The following is an 18,299-nucleotide window of genomic DNA, read 5'->3' on the forward strand; positions in this document are numbered from 1 at the left end:
TGTTCGCTTAGGCCGGCTGCCGCGGACGATCGGGACGAAAGTGCTACACTTTGGACCTCTTCGAGGCGGGGCCTTTCAGGACATGATGCGTTGTTTGAGCCGCTGGATCGCGGCGGCGGTGCTTTGGATGACGTTCGCACCGCTCGCTCAAGCCGAGACGCTTGCGGCGACGGTCGAGCAATGGGGCTTGCTCGGCTCATGGGCCGTCGATTGCGCGGCTCGGCCCGACCGCGACAAGGGCGCGCTGCTGACTTACGAAATCCGGAAGGACGGTCGGGTGATGTACCGGCGCAATTTCGGCGACGCCAAGGACGAGAACGAGGTGGTGTCCGCCACGGTGAACGCCGAAGGCCTGCTCAACGTGATGGTGTACTTCCCCTCGCTTCAACAGACGCGGGAGTTCGGGCTGCTGCTCTCGAAGCAGGGTAGCTTGCGCGCGATCTACAATCGCAGCGAGCGCGGCGAGTACACGATCAGGGACGGCAAATATGTCAAGACGGGCGCACAGACGCCTGCGCAGCAACACTGCGATTAGTTGCCTGAACATCCGTTCAGAATTCTCCTTCCATTCCTCCGGAACGTTCGCACGCATGCGCCGTTCTTATTTGCATTGAATTGGAGGAGGACATCATGAAGAAACTTGGTTATGTGGTTGCAGCTATCGGCGCGCTCGCGATTGTTGCACCGACGCTGGCAAGTGCCGAAACCGTTGTGATCAAGCATGGTCATCACGGTTACGGCGCCCGCGCCGAAATGCGCGAGCATCGCGACAATGGCTGGCATCGCGGCTGGCACCATCACGACCGTGTCGTCGTGGTCAAGCGCAGTCACCGCCACTGGGATTAATGCGCAACGCAGATATGGAAATGGCCCCTTGCGGGGCCATTTCTGTGCGTTGCTCTTTGCATCGGCTATGGCGCTTGATGAAGGGTATCTCTCGGCGAATACACTATCGTAGGGGGCAAAGCGAAGCGTGCCCACGAATTCTTTCCATCGCGAGAGATCGTGGGCACGGCGCAAGTGCGCCTTTGCCCACCCTACGATTCCGAGCTAGCGGAGAGAAAGAGTTGCCTAATCCCAGGCCGGCGCGAAGCCCGGATTGACGCAGCGCTTGTCCTTTGGCAGTGCCGCGATCTTCTTGCGGTCGGCATCGTCGAGCTTGATCTTCAACGCATCCAGATTGGCCCGCTGGCTTTCGCGACGTGATGCCTTTGGAATCGCGGCGACACCATCCTGGTCAAGCAACCATTTCAGCGCGACTTGCGCGGCGCTCGCGTTGTGCTTCGCACCGATCTCGGCCAGCACCGGATCGGACGCGGCGCGCCCCTGCGCGAGCGGACAATAGGCGACGAGTGGGATCGACTTGGCGTTGAGATAGGCCAGCACCTTCGATTGATCCAGCATCGCGTGATATTCGATCTGGTTGCAGGCGATCGGCGCCTTGACGTCCTCGACCGCGATCTTGAGCAGCGCCGTAGTGAAATTGGCAACGCCGATCGCGCGCGTGCGTCCCTCTTCCTTCAGCTTCATCAAGGTCTCGAACACCGCGCCCCAGTTCGCCGACTTCGATGGCCAGTGCACGAGATAGAGATCGACGTGGTCGAGCCTGAGTTTGTTCAGGCTGGCATCGAAGGCGCGGCGGATCGCGTCCGGCGCCAAATTCTCATGCCAGACCTTTGTCGTGACGTGCAGCTCGCCACGCGGCACGGAGGCCGCCGCCAGCGCGGCGCCGATGGCCTCCTCGTTGGCATACATTTCGGCGGTGTCGATGTGACGATAGCCGATCGACAGCGCGCTCTCGACCGCGGCACGGCAGGCATCGCCCTGCATGCGGAAAGTGCCAAGGCCGAGCTTGGGCATGCTGATGCCCTGTGTTTTCAAATTGTCCATTGAACAGGCTCCTGAGGTATTTCAGCCCGCCGGATGCGCGCGGCGATGCCGCGTGAGCAGACTCTTCGGTGATGGAAACGAAGTGGCGGGAGTGGCGACTATACCGCGGCAGGCGCGCAGCGGCCAATCACGAATGCTGTGCCACTACGGCGGGGCGCGCCTGCGGCTGGGGCACGATGTCGACCGACCAAAGGTCGCGATTATCGACGTCCTTCAAGGTCACGGTCATCACGCCGCTCGTGCCGTCGATATCGACGCGGCCGAAGAACTGCAAGCCGAAGCACGGCGCGAGGTTCTCGCCCTGGGCCTCGCTACACCCGTTCCGGTAGATCGCCATGGGGCCAAACGTGTTGTCGAGCTCGCCGGGACCCCAGGTGCCGGCGTGGAGGGGACCGGAAACGAATTCCCAGAACGGTTCGAAATCCTGGAATTGCGCTTTGTTCGGATCGTAGTAGTGCGCTGCGGTGTAGTGCATGTCGGCGGTGAGCCACACGACGTTGCGGACACAAGCGCGCTTGATCGAAGCCAGTAGATCGGCGATTTCGTGCTCGCGCCGGTCGGGCGCCCCATTGCCGAGCGCGACCGCATCGAGGCTGACGAGGCCGATCGGCAGATCGGCCGCGATCACCTTCCAGGTCGCGCGCGAAGCGGCGAGCTGCCGCTTCAGCCAGGCGAGCTGCTCGGCGCCCAGAATCCAGCCGCGATGGTCGTCGCCCTTGCTCCAGGTGTCGTCGCGGTAGCTACGCATGTCGATCATGAAGACGTCGAGCAACGGGCCATAGGCGATCTTGCGATAGACCCGGCCCTGCCGCGCGCCGAGGTCGCGGATCGGCATGAAGTCGAAGAAGGCGCGGCGGGCGCGCGCGACCAGGCGCGGCGTGCCGTCGTCTTCGTAGCCGGCCTCGTCATAGCTGCCGGTCGGCGACCAGTCGTTGGTGACCTCGTGATCGTCCCATTGCGCTAACATCGGCACTTCAGTGTGGAACGCGCGAAAATGCTCATCGAGATGATTGTATTTGTAGTTGCCGCGAAACTGCGCCAGCGTGTGCGCGACTTGCGCTTTCTCCTCGGTCACGACGTTGCGCCAGATCTCGCCGTTCGGCAGCTTCTGCTCGGACGGAATCGTGCAGTCGGCATAGATATGATCGCCGGAATGGATGAAGAAATCAGGGCGGTTGTCGAGCATGGTGCGATAGCCACGATAGCCGCCGCGGGAGATGTCGATGCCCCAGCCCTGCCCCGCGACATCACCTGACCATAGGAACGAGATCGACTGCCCCTCCGCCGGCGCGGTGCGGAAATGGCCGACACGGCTTTCGCCGGCGATTCCGGTCGCGATGTCGTCGAAGCGCACGCGGTAGAAGATGTCCTGCCCGGGCGGAAGATCGTCGAGCTGCAGCTTGGCGGTGAAGTCTGCGTCCGGCAAAGCGTCACGCGATGCCGACGCGATAATGGTCTTGAAGCTCTCGACCGTCGAGCATTCCATCTGCATCCGTGCGGGCCGGTCGGCGCGCGCCCAGATCATTGCGGAGCCATCCGCGACGTCACCGGACTGAATCCCGCCCGCGATCTGCGGGCGGTCGGCTGCGCGACTGATGGAGGGTTTGGCGAGCGATGCGATGGCGAAAGAGGACGCGGAGCGAACCAAAAACTGCCGCCGGGTCCAGGCGCGTGAAGCGCGGATCGTTGCCATTCAGGAGACCTTCGTCGAATCGCGACGGAAGGTGCCTGCGCCGTTTGACTCCCGGCTTACGGTTTCTTGACTCCACGCCTACGGTTTTGCGACGCGGAAGTGACAGTCCCGCGCGGGGCTAGTGCTTCCAGTTGCAGATGCCGCCGGAACGGCACGGCCAGGTCTGGATGCGCGTGTCCATCGCCTGCGCATCCAGCGGATTGCCGTGACGATGCGCGAGCTTGGTGCGGGCTGCGCCACGCGGTTGCGTGCTTCTGGCGCGCGCGATCTTTGGCTCCGGCGCGCGCACGCGTTCAGCCGCAATCTTCTTCGGCACATCCATCGGCTGGGTGCGGGCCTGCGCCTCGCTGCCGCCCTTCGCCTCAAGCGCGACCGGCGCGAATTGCGTCTCAGGCCCGAGCCGCTTCGGCGACAGGACTGCCTTGGAAAGATCAAGACCGAGATATTCGTCAGGCTTGTAGTCGTCAGCGCGCGCAACGCCGCCCCATGTGAGCACGAGGGCAATTGCAACAGCGAAAGGAACGCTCTTCAGGACCACGGACGCCTCCTGAAATTGATTGTTAAGAGGTAATTTACCTCTATTTAGGAGGCGTCGCGTGCAATTCCAGCGGTCAATTACGGCCGTGGTTAAGAAGTTTGGCAGTGTCAGGCGACCTTTCGCGTCGCACCCGTCCCATCCAGGAACCCCATCAGGCGGTTGCGGATAATTTGTTCCGCCTCGGTCATGATGCGATCGACGAGTTCCTTGCAGGTGGGGATGTCGTGGATGAGGCCTGCGACCATACCGCAGCTCCAGGCGCCGGCATCCATCTGCCCGTGCAGCATGATCCTGGGATAGACGCCCGCCACCTGATCGTGGATGTCGTCGATCGTGAGCTTGTCGCCCTTGGCATGCTCGATCTCGAGCAGGCGATCGACATTGGCGTTCTTCAGCACGCGCTCGGTGTTGCGCAAGCTCCGCATGATCAGGCGGGTGTCGAGTTCGGTTGCGGCGACCAGCGCGTTCTTCACGTTCTGATGGACAGGTGCTTCCTTGGTCGCGATGAAACGCGTGCCCATGTTCATGCCAGCCGCGCCCAGCGACAGGGCTGCAACGAGGCTCCGTCCGTCGGCCATGCCGCCTGAAGCCACGAACGGGATCTTCAATTCCTCCGCCGCGCGTGGCAGCAGGATCATGTTGGGAATGTCATCTTCGCCTGGATGGCCGCCACACTCAAAGCCATCGACGCTGACGGCGTCGCAGCCGATGCGCTCGGCTTTCAACGAGTGGCGGACCGACGTGCATTTGTGGATCACCTTGATGCCGGCCGCCTTCAGCGCCGGCATGTAGGCTTCCGGGCTGCGGCCCGCGGTCTCCACCACCTTGATGCCGCGCTCGACGATGGCTGCGATGTATTCAGGATAAGGCGGCGCCGCGAAGGTCGGCAGGATGGTGAGGTTCACACCGAACGGCTTGTCGGTCATGTCGCGGCAGCGCGCGATCTCCTTGGCGAGCAGTTCCGGTGTCTTCTGCGTGAGGCCGGTGATAATGCCGAGCCCGCCGGCGCTGGAGACGGCAGCAGCCAGCTCGGCAAAGCCGACGAAATGCATGCCGCCCTGAATGATAGGGTGCTCGATGCCGAACAGCTCGGTGATCGCGGTCTTCACTTAGATATCCTCCCGGAATTTTGCATGAGATCAGTCTAGCCGGACTTTTGCGCCGCGGTCACCATTTCTCGCCGAACGGGCGGATCTCCATCTCGGAGGTCCAGTCGCTCTCCGGCTGCTGGTACAGCTGCCAATGGGACTCCGCAACCGCCGACGGCGGTATCAGAAGATCGGGATTGTCAAGCGCGGTCGTCCGCTGCTGCACGAGCACAAGACTTGCCGGAAGCTGTTCGACCCGGTGATGGTGTGCTCCGAATGGGGCGAGCCGCTGCATGCGAAACAGGTGCACGTGCATTCGGGACCGGGACGACGAGGAGCTGACGCTACCTAATGCCCCCGCGCCGGCGCGCCGAGATCGATCGGACGCAGCACGGCTGCTGTGGGGATCATCAGCACCGCGATGATCGCTAGCGTCCAGAACACGTCGATATAAGCGAGGAAATCGACCTGCTGCTGCAAGGTCCTCCCCACCCAGGCAACTGCCTGCGAAGCCGCATCGCTCGCATTCGAGCCCTGGGCCTGGAAGTAGCGCGTCATCGCGTCGATGGTCTGCTGGTAGCCGAGGTCGGACGGCGCGGCATGTTCGATCAGCCGGCTCTGATGAAATTGCTGGCGCTGCGCCAGCACCGTCTGCGCCAGCGCCACGCCCATGGAGCCGCCGATGTTGCGGGCCACATTAATCAGTGCGGAGGCCTGGTTGGTCTTATCCGGCGGCACGCCGTCATAGGAGGCTGTCGTCACCGGCAAGAAGAGGAAAGGCAGGCCGATCGCGAGGAAAATGCGCGACAGCGCCGCATAGCCGTAGGTGATGTCGCCGTTGATTCCGGTCAGATGCCACATCGAGAGCGCGACGATGGCTGCGCCCATCATGATCAGATATTTCGGCTGCACCGTGCTGACGAGGCGCCCGACCACCGGCATCAGCACCAGGGTCGCGATGCCTCCGGGCGACAGCGCGAGACCGGCCAGCAGCGCCGTGTAATTCAGTTCGGTCTGGAGAAGTTGCGGCAGGATTTGCGTCGTGGAGATCAGCACCGCTCCGGTGCCGAGCATCACGAGAAAGCACGCAGCAAACTGGCGGCGCCCTAGCAAGCGAAGGTCGACGATGGGGTCTTCGTGCATCAACTCCCACGGGATCAGCGCCAGCAGTGACACAGCCGAAAGCACCGCAAAGATGATGATCATGTTGGAACTGAACCAGTCGTTGCGCTGACCTTCGTCGAGCACGAATTCCAGCGACGCGAGCCCGACCGCGACGAGCAGGAAGCCGATATAGTCGACACGAAGGCCTTTACTCAGCAGCTTCTCCCTCTCCTCCTCCGCGCCTGACGGCTCTTTGACCAGAGTCCCGACCAGGAACAGCGAGAGCATTCCCATCGGCACGTTGATCAGGAATACCCAGTGCCAGCTATAGGTGTCGGTGATCCAGCCACCCAGCGTCGGACCGATCACCGGCGCGACCACGACAGCGACGCCATAGATGGCAAAGGCCTGGCCACGCTTTTGCGGCGGAAAGGAGTCGGCGAGGATCGCCTGCTCGCTGGTCGCCATGCCGCCGCCGCCGAGGCCCTGCAGAATACGGAACAGCACCAGCGATTCCAGATTCCAGGCGAACCCACACAAAAGCGAGGAGACCGTGAAGGTCGCAACGCACATCATGTAAAAGCGCTTGCGGCCGATCACGGTCGACAGCCAGCCCGAGATCGACAGCACGATGGCGTTTGCGACGAGGTAGCTGGTGATGACGTAAGTGCTCTCGTCGATGCCGACCGCGAGGCCACCCGCGATGTGGCGCAACGCGACATTGGCGATGGTGGTGTCGAGCACCTCCATGAAAGTCGCGATCGAGACCACGAAGGCGATAAGGTAAGGACTGTGCCCGCCGGCCGCCGAACGCTCTGGCGACCAGCCTCCAGTGGACGCGCCGTCCTGCGTGGCGTCCGTCATCGCACCCTGGTCCAGGGCACGACTGACATGCCGGGACCGACCGGCAGATCGGGCGGCCAGTTGTCGACCACGATCTTCACCGGCACGCGCTGCACCACCTTGACGTAGTTGCCGGTGGCATTCTCCGCCGGCAGCAGGCTGAAGGCGGTGCCGGAGCCAGGCTGCACGGAATCGACATGGCCGGTCAGCTTGCGCCCGGGATAGGCATCAATGCGGATCTCGACCGGCTGGCCCGGCCGCATGTCGGCGAGCTGGGTTTCCTTGTAATTCGCGACGATCCAGACATCGTCGGGCACAAACATCATCAGGCTCTGCCCCGCGGTCACGAACGTGCCCTTGGCGCCGGAGAGCTTGACGACGCGGCCGGACTGCGCGGCAACGACGCCAGTGTATTGCAGATTCAGTTTAGCTTGATCGAGCTGCGCCTGCGACTGCTCGAGTTGCGCCCTGGCGCCCTCGAGCTGGGCCTGCAGCGTCTTGATGCCGACTTGCGCGGCAACGACCGCCGTCTTCGCACGATCGTTGTTGGCCTGCTGCCCCTGAAGATCGGAGCGGGTCTGCTGCTGGCGCTGCACGGTGCCGGCGCCCTTCTCGACCAGATCCTGGGCCCGCGCAAATTCCTCCTGCGAGAACTGAAGCTGCGCCTGCGCCTGCTCGAGCTGCGCCTGGGCCTGCTTGATCTGCTCCTGCTGGGAATCGATCTGCGCCTCGACATTGGCGATATTGGCCTTGGAGACCTCGACCTGCGCCGCAGCCTGATCGACGGCGATGCGATAATCGCGCTCGTCGATCTTGGCGATGAGATCGCCGGCGGTGACATGCTGGTTGTCCGTGACCGGGACATCGGTCACGTAGCCGCCGACCTTCGAGGCCACGGAAAAGCTGCGCGCGGCGACAAAGGCGTCGTCGGTGGATTCATAGTGGCGGACGTCCAGCCAATAGAGCAGACCGCCGACCAGCGCTGCGATCAGCACGACGGCGCCAACGCTCGCAAGCAGCCAGTGCTCGCGGAGCCGCTCGCGCAGCGACGGCGTCGGCTTCTTGGCTTGGTCCGTGGACTCGCCGGTCTGATCAGGAGACGTCTTTGGAGCTTCCTTCGCCCTCTGCGGCTGCTCCGCGGACGGCTCGCGCTCCCGGGCTTGCGCATCCACAGCGAACACCTCTCGGGACTAAAGCGGCAACAGGCGGACTGGGCCCGGCTTGCGCGCCGGAGGCCTAACCGCAGCGCCCACGCATGGTTCCGGCTCGGGCTAATACCACTGCCATCGTGAATGCACGGCCCAAAAAGCGAGCGCGGCACTTTGGTGCTGCGCTTGCTTGTCTCGTTGCTTGTGCACTTTGGTCAGTGCGTCTTCGTCTCGTTCCATTTTTCGAGATCTGGTTTCGCTTCGCCGGATCGCTGTTCCTTTTCCGGATTGCCCTTCCAGGGCTTATCCGTCTGGGCGTGCGATCCCCAGTCATTCTGCTGCCGGGGATCGTCGGTCGGCTTTTCCTTGCTCATCGCATCTCCCTTTCTGTAGCGTTCAGGCGAAGGGAACGCCGTAATAGGAGTTGATGCCTCGGATTGCGGCGTCATCACCCCAGTTCCAGTCGCTGCGCTCGCCGTATTTCGGCGCCCCTTCGAGCGACTTCGCGGTGATCCCGGTGACATAGCCGCCGAGTTCGGTGTCGTATTTCAGCGACTGCCAGGGCAAGGGATAGTGGTCGTTCCCGAGACCTAAAAACCCGCCAAAGCCGAGCACGGCGTAGGACACCTTGCCGCTGACCTTGTCGATCATCACGCGTTCGATCGAACCGATCTTGTTCCGATCCGCGCCGTAGACCGACGTTCCCTCGACCTTGTCGCTGCCGATCAAACGGCCCATTTCGCCGCGATCCAGCTCGCCTCGATTCAACATTTGGATTCTCCGCTCAGCCAGTGTGTGGAGGATCAACCGGAGGCAGAGGCGATCGTTCCTGGCAACACCCGCTGCGCGAATTGGCCTGAGGCCTGACTCGCAGCCGCGCCGGTCTCGCGTGGCGAGAGGAAGTCGTACATCGCCGCAGCGGTCTGTAGTTGCTCGATGCGCGCAGCGACGGCATCACGCTCGCTACCATCCGGCAGACCCGCCAGCTCGCGCTCGAGCCGCAGCCTTTGTGCGTCGAGACGTTGTTCAAAAGTATGTGGCTCAGATCGTCTTCGCATTGTCCGTCCTCGGTGGCTGCAGACCCGGGCTATTGGCCCAGCGCTCGACTTGATCGATAATTTTCTGGTGGCTCGGACGCATCGGCTTCTGCGCTTCGGACCCTTCGGAAAGCTTGCGGGGTAACCTGTCTTCATCCGTCATGGCCTATCTCCGTTTCCAAGAGAATGCGCCGCCGGACGAGTTGTTTCAATAATAACTTATTGATTTTATTATGTGTTTTTACTCATTTGGCATTTCCATCGACTCTTGTGGAACCGCCGCCAAACTCGTCCGTTGAGTAAATTACTCAACCTGCACATTTTGTGTGATGTCCCATGAACGACCTTCGCGCTGAGCGCCTCCAAGTCATGCTCTCGCCGAACGAATTGTCCGCTGTTGATGATTTCCGGTTCAAGCATCGCATGCCGACCCGAGCGGCCGCGGTCCGCGAGTTGCTGAAGCTCGGACTGGCCGCCGTGGGCATCAATGCCGGAGCCGGCGTGAAGTCGAGCAGTTTCGGCGTGTTCGGCCGCGGCCCTGAGGGACATACCCAAGGCGACCCCGAAGACTGATCCAACCGATCTCTCATAAAGCAAAACGGCCCCGGCACAGGGGGTGCCGGGGCCGTCCTTGGAGATTGCTTCCGGAGCACCGGGGGCATGTCACCGGAAGCAATCTGTCGACTCCTCGTGGGAGGATTCGTTCCTCGTCTGATTAACCGCTCGGCGCAGCGCCGGAATCGTCCGGCGTCATGCCAGAGCCCGGCGTCTTGCTGTCGTCGTTGAGCTTGGGATCACGCGTCGCCTCACGCGACGGCGAACCCTTCTCGTCCGTCTTGTGCACGGTCTGCGCACGCTGCTTGTCGCGTGGCTGATCCTCCGCCCGCTTGTCCTTGACGATGCCGTGGTCGGAATGTGCCATGATATCCTCTCGCCTCTTCGAATGCCTCGAAGCGCTTACGCTCCGCTGCGTCGAATGTTCCTGAGCGCGAGAGGCCGCGGCGCTAGCTGTGCGCCGCATGCACCACCACGGATGCGTTTTCCTGATGCACCTGCCGGACCGTCGTCACCGTCGCGAACGCGACCGAGACGCCAAAGGCGAGAACGAGTGAGAGAAGTGCCAGACGTGGAGCCATCGCAAAACCTCCTTCTGGAATTGGAAAATCAACGCGATCGACTATCCTCGATGATTGTTGATTGGTCTCGCTCATCCCGTGAGCGGTCTCACACGCGGAGTCACGAAAACGAGAGTGGTCAGATGCGTTGGCTGTGCAGGACGCTGACCGTCACAGGCGGAATTTCGCCATCGAGCCAGTCCTGCTCTTTCGCCAAGGCCGTCCAGGCGTCCGCCATGCGCGAGAAGCGATTATAGGCGGGTTGCTCCTCCGAGCGCTCGGCCAATTGCAGGCAGTTCTCGGCGTTATCCCTGAAGATATCAGACTGTTTCATCGACCAGACGTGGGTACGGAACCCATGGCCTGCAACCGCCCTTACAGGATCGTAACCTGCGCCGGAACTTCGCACGCCACAAGTCATTGGATATCCATGCGGATACTTGTCGCGATGGTCGTCCTGGCCTTCATCAGCACCACGGCGTTTGCCGAAAGCACGAGCGAGCGGATGCGCGGCGATCGCGCACCTGACGCGACGGACGTCATCAGCGGCCTCTACGCCTTCAGTCGCTTCCAGCAGGGCCTGCTGGAGAGCACCGATTTGAAAGGCAATGCGGAGGTCAAGAACCTCGCCGCCTTGCGCGCCGAAGAGGCGGTCAAGCGCGACAAGGCGCTGAAAGCGATTCAGAACACCATCGGGACCGAGCCGCGCGCGACCAAGACGACGTCAGCCGGCATCGGCCTTGCCAAACCCGATGACATGGACGGGCCGGCCTATGTCAGAAGTTTCTATGCGGCGCAGATTCCCGAATACGAATCCACGATCGCCCTGCTCGAGCGCTATCTGAGGACGCCCGACAATCCCGCACTCGGCGCTTTCGCGCGAGAGCACCTGCCCGTGCTGCACGAACAGCTGAAGGATGCCGAGCGGACGATGGCCGACAAGTAGCCGCCTATTTGTCCTCCGGATGATGTTGTTGGTCGAGCGGACGCACGGTGCGATCGCTGTCGGGCATCTTGTCCCGTCCGGCATCGCCATTGGAATCCTTGCCACCCGAGGTCGAAGTGCCGCTGCCGCTGGGGGTCGACTTCGTGGCGGTCCCCGTGGTCTGCGAACCCGCATGCGGGGTGGCAGAGCTTGCGGCGGGATCGCCGGTCACGGCTCCGCGCCCGCTTGGCGCACCGGTCTGCGCCAGCGCCGATGCGGTGGCGAATAATGCGGCGATAAAGACGGCCAAGCCGACTTTCATGTGCGTTCTCCCTGAGTTTGCAGGTTAACCTCGGGCCCTATCCCGCGTTCCTTAGCCGATGGCCGGGAGTTTCAGAATGGAACGCCCGCCGCCCCTCCTAAGGGTCGGGAATTTTTAGATAATCGGATGGAACTCTCGACAGTCTTGGCGGTTGGTTTGGCCGGGCTGAGCATGTCAGGTTCCAATTCCTCGCGTCGCACGCTTGGCGCTTGATTTCGAATTTGGCTGACGCTCTATTTTGACCAGACGCGTCCTGCCATCGGATTCGGCCGACGCCTGCGGGGGAATTAGTATGAGCGACCTCGATCCCGGAACAGCATCACGCTCCGGTCGACGCGTCCCAAAGCCAAAACCAAATGGAATGTCGGAGCCGGATTCCCGGCCGGAATTGCTGCTCGCGCTCCAGGCGATGCGCAGCGGCGACTTTTCGGTGCGCATGAGCGGCGACTATCTTGGCATCGACGGCAAGATTGCCGACACACTTAATGAAATCATCGCCGCCAACCAGCGCATGGCGCAGCAGCTCGAACTGGTCGGCCAGGTGGTGGGACGCGAAGGCAAGACCCGCCAGCGCGTGAAATTCGGCCTCGCCTCCGGCTCCTGGGCCGACATGGAAGGCTCCGTCAACACGCTGATCGACGATCTGCTGTGGCCGACGCGCGAGGTGACGCGCGCGGTCGCGGCTGTGGCGCAGGGCGACTTGATCCAGACCGTCAAGCTCGACGTCGAGGGCCGCCCGCTCCGGGGCGAATTCCTGCAATCGGCGACCATCGTCAACACGATGATCAAGCAGCTCGGCGTGTTCACCTCCGAGGTGACGCGCGTGGCGCGCGAGGTCGGCACCGAGGGCAAGCTCGGCGGCCAGGCCCAGGTGCCTGAGGTGACCGGCGTTTGGAAGGATCTGACCGAGAGCGTCAACTCGATGGCGAACAACCTGACCAACCAGGTTCGTAACATCGCCGAGGTGACCATCGCGGTGGCCAACGGCGACTTGTCCAAGAAGATCACCGTCGACGTCCGCGGCGAGATCCTTCAGCTCAAGGAAGCCATCAACACGATGGTGGACCAGCTGCGCTCGTTCGCGTCCGAAGTGACGCGCGTGGCGCGCGAGGTCGGCACCGACGGCAAGCTCGGCGGCCAGGCCATTGTGCCCGGCGTCGCCGGCACCTGGAAGGATTTGACGGACTCCGTGAATGCGATGTGCGGCAACCTCACCGCGCAGGTCCGCAACATCGCCAACGTGACGACCGCCGTGGCGCGCGGCGACTTGTCCCGCAAGATCACCGTCGACGTGCGCGGCGAAATTCTCGAGCTGAAGGACACCATCAACACGATGGTGGACCAGCTCAACTCCTTCGCCTCCGAAGTGACGCGCGTCGCGCGCGAAGTCGGCACCGAGGGCAAGCTCGGCGGCCAGGCGCAGGTGCCCGGCGTGGCCGGCACCTGGAAGGACCTCACCGACAACGTCAACTTCATGGCGTCGAACCTGACCGCGCAGGTCCGCAACATCGCCGACGTCGCCACTGCCATCGCCGGCGGCGACCTGTCGAAGAAGATCACCGTGAACGTCTCGGGCGAAATCCTTCAGCTGAAGGAAACGCTCAATACCTGCGTGGACCAGCTCAACGCCTTCGCCGGCGAAGTCACGCGCGTCGCGCGCGAGGTCGGCACCGAAGGCCGGCTCGGCGGCCAGGCCAACGTGCTCGGCGTCGCCGGCACCTGGAAGGACCTGACCGAGAGCGTCAACTCGATGGCGTCGAACCTGACCGCGCAGGTCCGCAACATCGCCGAAGTGACGACGGCGGTCGCCGGCGGCGACCTCTCCAAGAAGATCACGGTGGACACGCGCGGCGAAATTCTAGAGCTGAAGGACACCATCAACACCATGGTGGACCAGCTCAACGCCTTCGCCGGCGAAGTCACGCGCGTGGCGCGCGAGGTCGGCACCGAAGGCAAGCTCGGCGGCCAGGCCGTCGTGCGCGGCGTCGGCGGCACCTGGAAAGACTTGACGGACTCCGTCAACTCGATGGCGTCGAACCTCACCGGCCAGGTCCGCAACATCGCCGAAGTCGCGACCGCGGTCGCCAAGGGCGATTTGTCGAAGAAGATCACGGTGAACGTCTCGGGCGAAATCCTTCAGCTGAAGGAAACGCTCAACACCATGGTCGACCAGCTCAACGCCTTCGCCGGCGAAGTCACGCGCGTGGCGCGCGAGGTCGGCACCGACGGCAAGCTCGGCGGCCAGGCCGGCGTGCCCGGCGTCGCCGGCACCTGGAAGGATTTGACTGACTCCGTGAACTCGATGGCGGGCAATCTCACCGCCCAGGTCCGCAACATCGCCGAGGTCGCGACCGCGATCGCCGGCGGCGACCTCTCGCGCAAGATCACGGTGGACGTCCGCGGCGAGATCCTTCAGCTCAAGGACACACTCAACACGATGGTCGACCAGCTCAACCGCTTCGCGGGCGAGGTGACGCGCGTGGCGCGCGAGGTCGGCACCGAGGGCCGGCTCGGCGGCCAGGCCAATGTGCCCGGCGTCGCCGGCACCTGGAAGGATTTGACCGACTCCGTGAACTCGATGGCGGGCAATCTCACCGCCCAGGTCCGCAACATCGCCGAGGTGACGACCGCCGTGGCGCGCGGCGACTTGTCCCGCAAGATCACGGTGGACGTGAAGGGCGAAATTCTCGAGCTCAAAAACACCATCAACACCATGGTCGACCAGCTCAACGCTTTCGCCGGCGAAGTCACGCGCGTCGCGCGCGAGGTTGGCACCGAAGGCAAGCTCGGCGGTCAGGCCGAAGTGCCCGGCGTCGCCGGCACCTGGAAGGACCTCACCGACAACGTCAACTTCATGGCCTCGAACCTGACGGCGCAGGTCCGCAACATCGCCGAGGTCGCGACCGCGATCGCCGGCGGCGATCTATCGAAGAAGATCACGGTGGACGTGCGCGGCGAGATCCTGCTGCTCAAGGATACCTTGAACACCATGGTCGAGCAGCTCCGCTCCTTCGCCGCCGAAGTCACACGCGTGGCACGCGAGGTCGGCACCGAAGGCCGGCTCGGCGGTCAGGCCGTCGTGCCCGGCGTCGGCGGCACCTGGAAGGACCTCACCGACAACGTCAACCTGCTGGCGGCGAACCTCACCACCCAGGTCCGCAACATCGCCGAAGTCACCACCGCCGTGGCGCGCGGCGACTTGTCGCGAAAAATCACGGTGGACGTGAAGGGCGAAATCCTCGAGCTCAAGAACACCATCAACACCATGGTGGACCAACTCAATGCGTTCGCCGGCGAAGTCACCCGCGTTGCGCGCGAGGTCGGCACCGAAGGCGAGCTCGGCGGTCAGGCTCAGGTGCCGGGTGTGGCCGGCACCTGGAAGGACCTCACCGACACCGTCAACTTCATGGCGGCGAACCTCACCGAGCAGGTCCGCGGCATCGTCAAGGTGGTGACTGCCGTCGCCAATGGTGATTTGAAGCAGAATCTCACCGTGAAGTCGAAGGGCGAGGTGGCCGCGCTCGCCGACACCATCAACAACATGACCGAGACACTCGCGACCTTCGCCGACCAGGTGACATCGGTGGCGCGCGAGGTCGGCGTCGAAGGCCGCCTCGGCGGCCAGGCCGACGTGCCGGGCGCGGCCGGCACCTGGAAGGACCTCACCGGTAACGTCAACCTGCTGGCGGCCAACCTTACCTCGCAGGTGCGCGCGATCGCGGAAGTGGCGACCGCCGTGACCAAGGGCGATTTGACGCGGTCGATTCAGGTCGATGCCCGCGGCGAAGTGTCCGAGCTGAAAGACAACATCAACACGATGATCACGAACCTTCGTCTGACGACGGACGTGAACACCGAGCAGGACTGGCTGAAGACCAACCTGGCCAAATTCACCAACATGCTCCAGGGCCAGCGCGATCTCACCACCGTCGGACGGCTGCTGCTGACCGAGCTGTCGCCGCTGGTGAACGCGCATACCGGCGTGATCTACCAGGTCGAGAACGAGGACAATCCGCAGCTCCTGCTGCTCGCTTCCTATGCCGGCGACGGGGTTTACCCCTATCAGCGCGTGCTGCCGTTCGGCGACGGCCTGATCGGCCAATGCGCGCTCGACCGGCGTCCGCGCGTGGTCGCCGACATTCCCGCCGATGTGGTGCCGATCAACTCGGCGCTGCTCCGCGTCGCACCGAAGAACCTCGTGGTGCTGCCGGTGCTGTTCGAGGGCCAGGTCAAGGCGGTGATCGAGCTCGCCTCGCTCACCTCCTTCACGACCTCACAGATGACCTTCCTGGAACAGCTCACCGACTCCATCGGCATCGTGCTCAATTCGATCGAAGCGACGATGCAGACGGAAGGCCTGCTCAAGCAGTCGCAGCAGCTCGCCGGCGAGCTCCAGACGCAGCAGCGCGAGTTGCAGCAGACTAACGACCAGCTCGAGCAGAAGGCGCAGCAGCTTGCCGAACGCAACGTCGAGGTCGAGCGCAAAAACCAGGAGATCGAGCAGGCCCGCCGCGCGCTTGAGGAAAAGGCGACCGAGCTCGCGCTGACCTCGAAGTACAAGTCGGAATTCCTCGCCAATATGAGCCACGAGCTGCGCACGCCGCTGAACTCGATCCTGATTCTCGGTCAGCAGCTCACCGACAATCCGGACGGCAACCTCACAGGCAAGCAGGTCGAATTCGCCCGCACCATCCACGGCGCCGGCACCGACCTTCTGAACCTGATCAGCGATATTCTCGATCTCTCCAAGATCGAGTCCGGCACGGTGACGGTCGACGCCGAGGAAATTCTCACCGCCAACCTGCTCGAGACGGTCGGACGGCCGTTCCGGCATGAGGCCGAGAACCGCAATCTGTCGTTCAAGATCGACGTCGATCCGAACCTGGGGCGCAGCATCGTCACCGACTCCAAACGCCTGCAACAGGTATTGAAGAACTTGCTCTCCAACGCCTTCAAGTTCACCGCCGAAGGCGAAGTACGGTTGAAGGTGTCGGGCGCGCTCGGTGGCTGGGGCACGGATCACCCCGTGCTGAACAGCGCACCAGCCGTGATCGCCTTCGAGGTAACGGACAGCGGCATCGGAATTCCGATCGAGAAGCAGAAGCTGATCTTTGAGGCATTCCAGCAGGCAGATGCCGGCACCAGCCGCAAATATGGCGGCACCGGCCTCGGCCTGGCTATCAGCCGCGAACTCGCAAGCCTGCTCGGCGGCGAAATCCACCTGCGCAGCGCCCCGGGCAAGGGCTCTATCTTCACGCTCTATCTCCCGCTGAAATACTCCGGCCCGACGCTGGCGCCCCGCGCGCCCGCGCAGCAGCAGTACAATCAGCCACCGGCGCTGCAACCGGCCGCACCCGAGCAGCGCGTCATCGAGCAGCTCCCCGACGACCGGCTCAATCTCGAGCCCGGTGACAGTATCCTGCTGATCGTCGAGGACGATCCGCATTATGCCCGCATCCTGGTCGACCTTGCGCGCGACAAAGGCTTCAAGGTCCTGGTCGCCGCGCGCGGCGCGGAGGCCCTCGAGCTTGCCAAGCAGTATCAGCCGCGCGCCGTTTCGCTCGACGTATTTTTGCCCGACATGCTCGGCTGGACGGTGCTGAGCCAACTCAAGCACAATCCGCTGACGCGCCACATCCCGGTACAGATCATCACCCTCGACGAGGACCGCCAGCATGCGCTGGCCCGCGGCGCCTTCTCCTTCGTCAACAAGCCGACGACGACCGAGGGCGTTGCCGCAGCGCTGACACAGATCAAGGAATATGCGCGGCCGCGGCGCAAGCGGCTCCTGATCGTCGAGGACAACGAGGCCGAACGGCTGTCGATCCGGGAACTGCTGCATCACGACGACATCGAGATCGTGACCACCGGCACCGGCGCCGGCGCGCTCTCGACGCTACGTGAGGCGCCCTGTGATTGCGTGGTGCTCGACCTCAGGCTTCCCGACATGAGCGGCTTCGAGGTGCTGGACCAGATCCGCCGCGACGACACGCTGTCGAACGTGCCCGTGGTGGTGTTCACGGGCCGCGAGCTCTCGGCCGAAGAGGATGCGGAACTCCACACCATGGCCCGCAGCATCGTGGTCAAGGGCGTGGAATCGCCCGAACGCCTGCTCGACGAGACCGCGCTGTTCCTGCATCGCGTGATCACGGAGCTGCCGGTCGAGAAGCAACGCATGCTGGAGAAGCTGAACAGTTCCGACGAGGATTTGATCGGCAAGACCGCGCTGCTGGTCGACGACGACGCCCGCAACATCTTCGCGCTGTCGAGCGTGCTGGAACGGCGCGGCATGAAGGTGCTGACGGCGACCACCGGCCGCGAGGCGGTGACGCTGGTCGAATCCAACCCGGAAATCGCCATCGTGCTGATGGACATCATGATGCCGCAGATGGATGGCTATCAGACCATCGGCGTGATCCGGGAGAACCCGGCCTTCCTGCGCCTGCCGATCATCGCGCTGACGGCGAAGGCGATGAAGGGCGACCGCGAGAAATGCCTGGAGGCAGGTGCCTCCGACTATCTCGCAAAGCCTGTCAACACCGATCAATTGCTGCTTGCTATCCGCATGTGGCTGCATCGCTGAGTGGGATCCACGA

Annotated in this window: 19 protein-coding genes and 2 pseudogenes; 6 read left to right on the forward strand and 15 right to left on the reverse strand. The window is 63.3% G+C overall.

Annotated elements, in window-relative coordinates; genetic code table 11:
* Nucleotides 1-82 precede the first annotated feature (82 nt).
* Both ABIA96_RS02535 and ABIA96_RS02540 read left to right on the forward strand, forming a co-directional pair.
* Nucleotides 83-535, forward strand: coding sequence for a hypothetical protein (locus ABIA96_RS02535; protein ID WP_354135432.1), 453 nt, complete (start codon nt 83-85; stop codon nt 533-535).
* 95 nt (nt 536-630) lie between these two features.
* Complete coding sequence (locus tag ABIA96_RS02540) at nt 631-846, forward strand: hypothetical protein (RefSeq protein ID WP_354135433.1); 216 nt, start codon at nt 631-633, stop codon at nt 844-846.
* 225 nt (nt 847-1,071) lie between these two features.
* On the opposite strand, the gene ABIA96_RS02545 is transcribed toward ABIA96_RS02540, so the two are convergent.
* From ABIA96_RS02545 to ABIA96_RS02565, 5 genes and pseudogenes are all read right to left on the reverse strand, one after another.
* Entirely contained in the window at nt 1,072-1,890 is an 819-nt protein-coding gene (locus tag ABIA96_RS02545; protein WP_354135434.1) for an aldo/keto reductase, read from the reverse strand.
* A gap of 127 nt (nt 1,891-2,017) precedes the next feature.
* Nucleotides 2,018-3,583, reverse strand: coding sequence for an alkaline phosphatase D family protein (locus ABIA96_RS02550; RefSeq protein ID WP_354135435.1), 1,566 nt, complete (start codon nt 3,581-3,583; stop codon nt 2,018-2,020).
* A gap of 118 nt (nt 3,584-3,701) precedes the next feature.
* On the reverse strand, nt 3,702-4,121 hold the full coding sequence (locus ABIA96_RS02555) for a hypothetical protein (RefSeq protein WP_354135436.1): 420 nt from the start codon (nt 4,119-4,121) through the stop codon (nt 3,702-3,704).
* A gap of 107 nt (nt 4,122-4,228) precedes the next feature.
* Nucleotides 4,229-5,230, reverse strand: a complete 1,002-nt coding sequence (locus ABIA96_RS02560; protein WP_354135437.1) for an NAD(P)H-dependent flavin oxidoreductase — start codon at nt 5,228-5,230, stop codon at nt 4,229-4,231.
* A 58-nt stretch (nt 5,231-5,288) separates the two neighbouring features.
* Nucleotides 5,289-5,417 (reverse strand): annotated as a pseudogene (locus ABIA96_RS02565) (short-chain dehydrogenase); the annotation flags it as partial.
* Here ABIA96_RS02565 and ABIA96_RS02570 point away from each other — a divergent pair.
* Nucleotides 5,412-5,561: pseudogene (locus ABIA96_RS02570) on the forward strand (winged helix-turn-helix transcriptional regulator); the annotation flags it as partial. The pseudogenes ABIA96_RS02565 and ABIA96_RS02570 overlap by 6 nt on opposite strands.
* Here ABIA96_RS02570 and ABIA96_RS02575 read toward each other — a convergent pair.
* The 6 genes from ABIA96_RS02575 to ABIA96_RS02600 form a co-directional block, all read right to left on the reverse strand.
* Nucleotides 5,558-7,177, reverse strand: a complete 1,620-nt coding sequence (locus ABIA96_RS02575) for a DHA2 family efflux MFS transporter permease subunit (protein ID WP_354135438.1) — start codon at nt 7,175-7,177, stop codon at nt 5,558-5,560. The pseudogene ABIA96_RS02570 and the gene ABIA96_RS02575 sit on opposite strands and share 4 nt — an antisense overlap.
* Nucleotides 7,174-8,328 (reverse strand): HlyD family secretion protein, encoded by a 1,155-nt coding sequence (locus ABIA96_RS02580; RefSeq protein WP_354135439.1) that lies wholly within the window; start codon nt 8,326-8,328, stop codon nt 7,174-7,176. Before ABIA96_RS02580 ends, ABIA96_RS02575 begins: the two co-directional genes overlap by 4 nt.
* 191 nt (nt 8,329-8,519) lie before the next feature.
* Nucleotides 8,520-8,678 (reverse strand): hypothetical protein, encoded by a 159-nt coding sequence (locus tag ABIA96_RS02585; RefSeq protein ID WP_354135440.1) that lies wholly within the window; start codon nt 8,676-8,678, stop codon nt 8,520-8,522.
* Between the two features lie 22 nt (nt 8,679-8,700).
* Nucleotides 8,701-9,075: a PRC-barrel domain-containing protein gene (locus ABIA96_RS02590; RefSeq protein ID WP_354135441.1), complete on the reverse strand. Its 375-nt coding sequence runs from the start codon at nt 9,073-9,075 to the stop codon at nt 8,701-8,703.
* A gap of 32 nt (nt 9,076-9,107) precedes the next feature.
* Nucleotides 9,108-9,362, reverse strand: coding sequence for a hypothetical protein (locus ABIA96_RS02595; protein ID WP_354135442.1), 255 nt, complete (start codon nt 9,360-9,362; stop codon nt 9,108-9,110).
* Complete coding sequence (locus ABIA96_RS02600; protein ID WP_354135443.1) at nt 9,346-9,504, reverse strand: hypothetical protein; 159 nt, start codon at nt 9,502-9,504, stop codon at nt 9,346-9,348. Before ABIA96_RS02600 ends, ABIA96_RS02595 begins: the two co-directional genes overlap by 17 nt.
* Nucleotides 9,505-9,677: 173 nt before the next feature.
* On the opposite strand from ABIA96_RS02600, the gene ABIA96_RS02605 reads away from it, so the two are divergent.
* Nucleotides 9,678-9,914, forward strand: coding sequence for a hypothetical protein (locus ABIA96_RS02605; protein ID WP_354135444.1), 237 nt, complete (start codon nt 9,678-9,680; stop codon nt 9,912-9,914).
* Nucleotides 9,915-10,056: 142 nt separating this feature from the next.
* Here ABIA96_RS02605 and ABIA96_RS02610 read toward each other — a convergent pair whose 3' ends face one another.
* From ABIA96_RS02610 to ABIA96_RS02620, 3 genes are all read right to left on the reverse strand, one after another.
* The gene (locus ABIA96_RS02610) at nt 10,057-10,263 is read right to left on the reverse strand and encodes a hypothetical protein (RefSeq protein WP_354135445.1); all 207 of its coding nucleotides are present in this window, start codon (nt 10,261-10,263) and stop codon (nt 10,057-10,059) included.
* A gap of 82 nt (nt 10,264-10,345) precedes the next feature.
* Complete coding sequence (locus tag ABIA96_RS02615; protein ID WP_354135446.1) at nt 10,346-10,477, reverse strand: hypothetical protein; 132 nt, start codon at nt 10,475-10,477, stop codon at nt 10,346-10,348.
* 118 nt (nt 10,478-10,595) lie between these two features.
* Nucleotides 10,596-10,790, reverse strand: coding sequence for a hypothetical protein (locus ABIA96_RS02620; protein WP_354135447.1), 195 nt, complete (start codon nt 10,788-10,790; stop codon nt 10,596-10,598).
* 96 nt (nt 10,791-10,886) lie between these two features.
* On the opposite strand from ABIA96_RS02620, the gene ABIA96_RS02625 reads away from it, so the two are divergent.
* Nucleotides 10,887-11,402: a DUF4142 domain-containing protein gene (locus ABIA96_RS02625; protein WP_354135448.1), complete on the forward strand. Its 516-nt coding sequence runs from the start codon at nt 10,887-10,889 to the stop codon at nt 11,400-11,402.
* Nucleotides 11,403-11,406: 4 nt separating this feature from the next.
* Here ABIA96_RS02625 and ABIA96_RS02630 read toward each other — a convergent pair whose 3' ends face one another.
* Nucleotides 11,407-11,703 (reverse strand): hypothetical protein, encoded by a 297-nt coding sequence (locus ABIA96_RS02630; protein WP_354135449.1) that lies wholly within the window; start codon nt 11,701-11,703, stop codon nt 11,407-11,409.
* A 292-nt stretch (nt 11,704-11,995) separates the two neighbouring features.
* Between ABIA96_RS02630 and ABIA96_RS02635 the strand changes: the two genes are divergently transcribed.
* Nucleotides 11,996-18,286 (forward strand): HAMP domain-containing protein, encoded by a 6,291-nt coding sequence (locus tag ABIA96_RS02635; protein ID WP_354135450.1) that lies wholly within the window; start codon nt 11,996-11,998, stop codon nt 18,284-18,286.
* Nucleotides 18,287-18,299: the final 13 nt, after the last annotated feature.

The sequence above is a fragment of the Bradyrhizobium sp. LB11.1 genome (assembly GCF_040549385.1).
Lineage (GTDB): Bacteria > Pseudomonadota > Alphaproteobacteria > Rhizobiales > Xanthobacteraceae > Bradyrhizobium.

Coding starts and splice junctions, on each gene's coding strand:
- ABIA96_RS02535 (WP_354135432.1), top strand. CDS start 83: ATGATGCGTTGTTTGAGCCGCTGGATCGCGGCGGCGGTGCTTTGGATG.
- ABIA96_RS02540 (WP_354135433.1), top strand. CDS start 631: ATGAAGAAACTTGGTTATGTGGTTGCAGCTATCGGCGCGCTCGCGATT.
- ABIA96_RS02545 (WP_354135434.1), bottom strand. CDS start 1,890: ATGGACAATTTGAAAACACAGGGCATCAGCATGCCCAAGCTCGGCCTT.
- ABIA96_RS02550 (WP_354135435.1), bottom strand. CDS start 3,583: ATGGCAACGATCCGCGCTTCACGCGCCTGGACCCGGCGGCAGTTTTTG.
- ABIA96_RS02575 (WP_354135438.1), bottom strand. CDS start 7,177: ATGACGGACGCCACGCAGGACGGCGCGTCCACTGGAGGCTGGTCGCCA.
- ABIA96_RS02585 (WP_354135440.1), bottom strand. CDS start 8,678: ATGAGCAAGGAAAAGCCGACCGACGATCCCCGGCAGCAGAATGACTGG.
- ABIA96_RS02590 (WP_354135441.1), bottom strand. CDS start 9,075: ATGTTGAATCGAGGCGAGCTGGATCGCGGCGAAATGGGCCGTTTGATC.
- ABIA96_RS02595 (WP_354135442.1), bottom strand. CDS start 9,362: ATGCGAAGACGATCTGAGCCACATACTTTTGAACAACGTCTCGACGCA.
- ABIA96_RS02600 (WP_354135443.1), bottom strand. CDS start 9,504: ATGACGGATGAAGACAGGTTACCCCGCAAGCTTTCCGAAGGGTCCGAA.
- ABIA96_RS02605 (WP_354135444.1), top strand. CDS start 9,678: ATGAACGACCTTCGCGCTGAGCGCCTCCAAGTCATGCTCTCGCCGAAC.
- ABIA96_RS02610 (WP_354135445.1), bottom strand. CDS start 10,263: ATGGCACATTCCGACCACGGCATCGTCAAGGACAAGCGGGCGGAGGAT.
- ABIA96_RS02615 (WP_354135446.1), bottom strand. CDS start 10,477: ATGGCTCCACGTCTGGCACTTCTCTCACTCGTTCTCGCCTTTGGCGTC.
- ABIA96_RS02620 (WP_354135447.1), bottom strand. CDS start 10,790: ATGAAACAGTCTGATATCTTCAGGGATAACGCCGAGAACTGCCTGCAA.
- ABIA96_RS02625 (WP_354135448.1), top strand. CDS start 10,887: ATGCGGATACTTGTCGCGATGGTCGTCCTGGCCTTCATCAGCACCACG.
- ABIA96_RS02630 (WP_354135449.1), bottom strand. CDS start 11,703: ATGAAAGTCGGCTTGGCCGTCTTTATCGCCGCATTATTCGCCACCGCA.
- ABIA96_RS02635 (WP_354135450.1), top strand. CDS start 11,996: ATGAGCGACCTCGATCCCGGAACAGCATCACGCTCCGGTCGACGCGTC.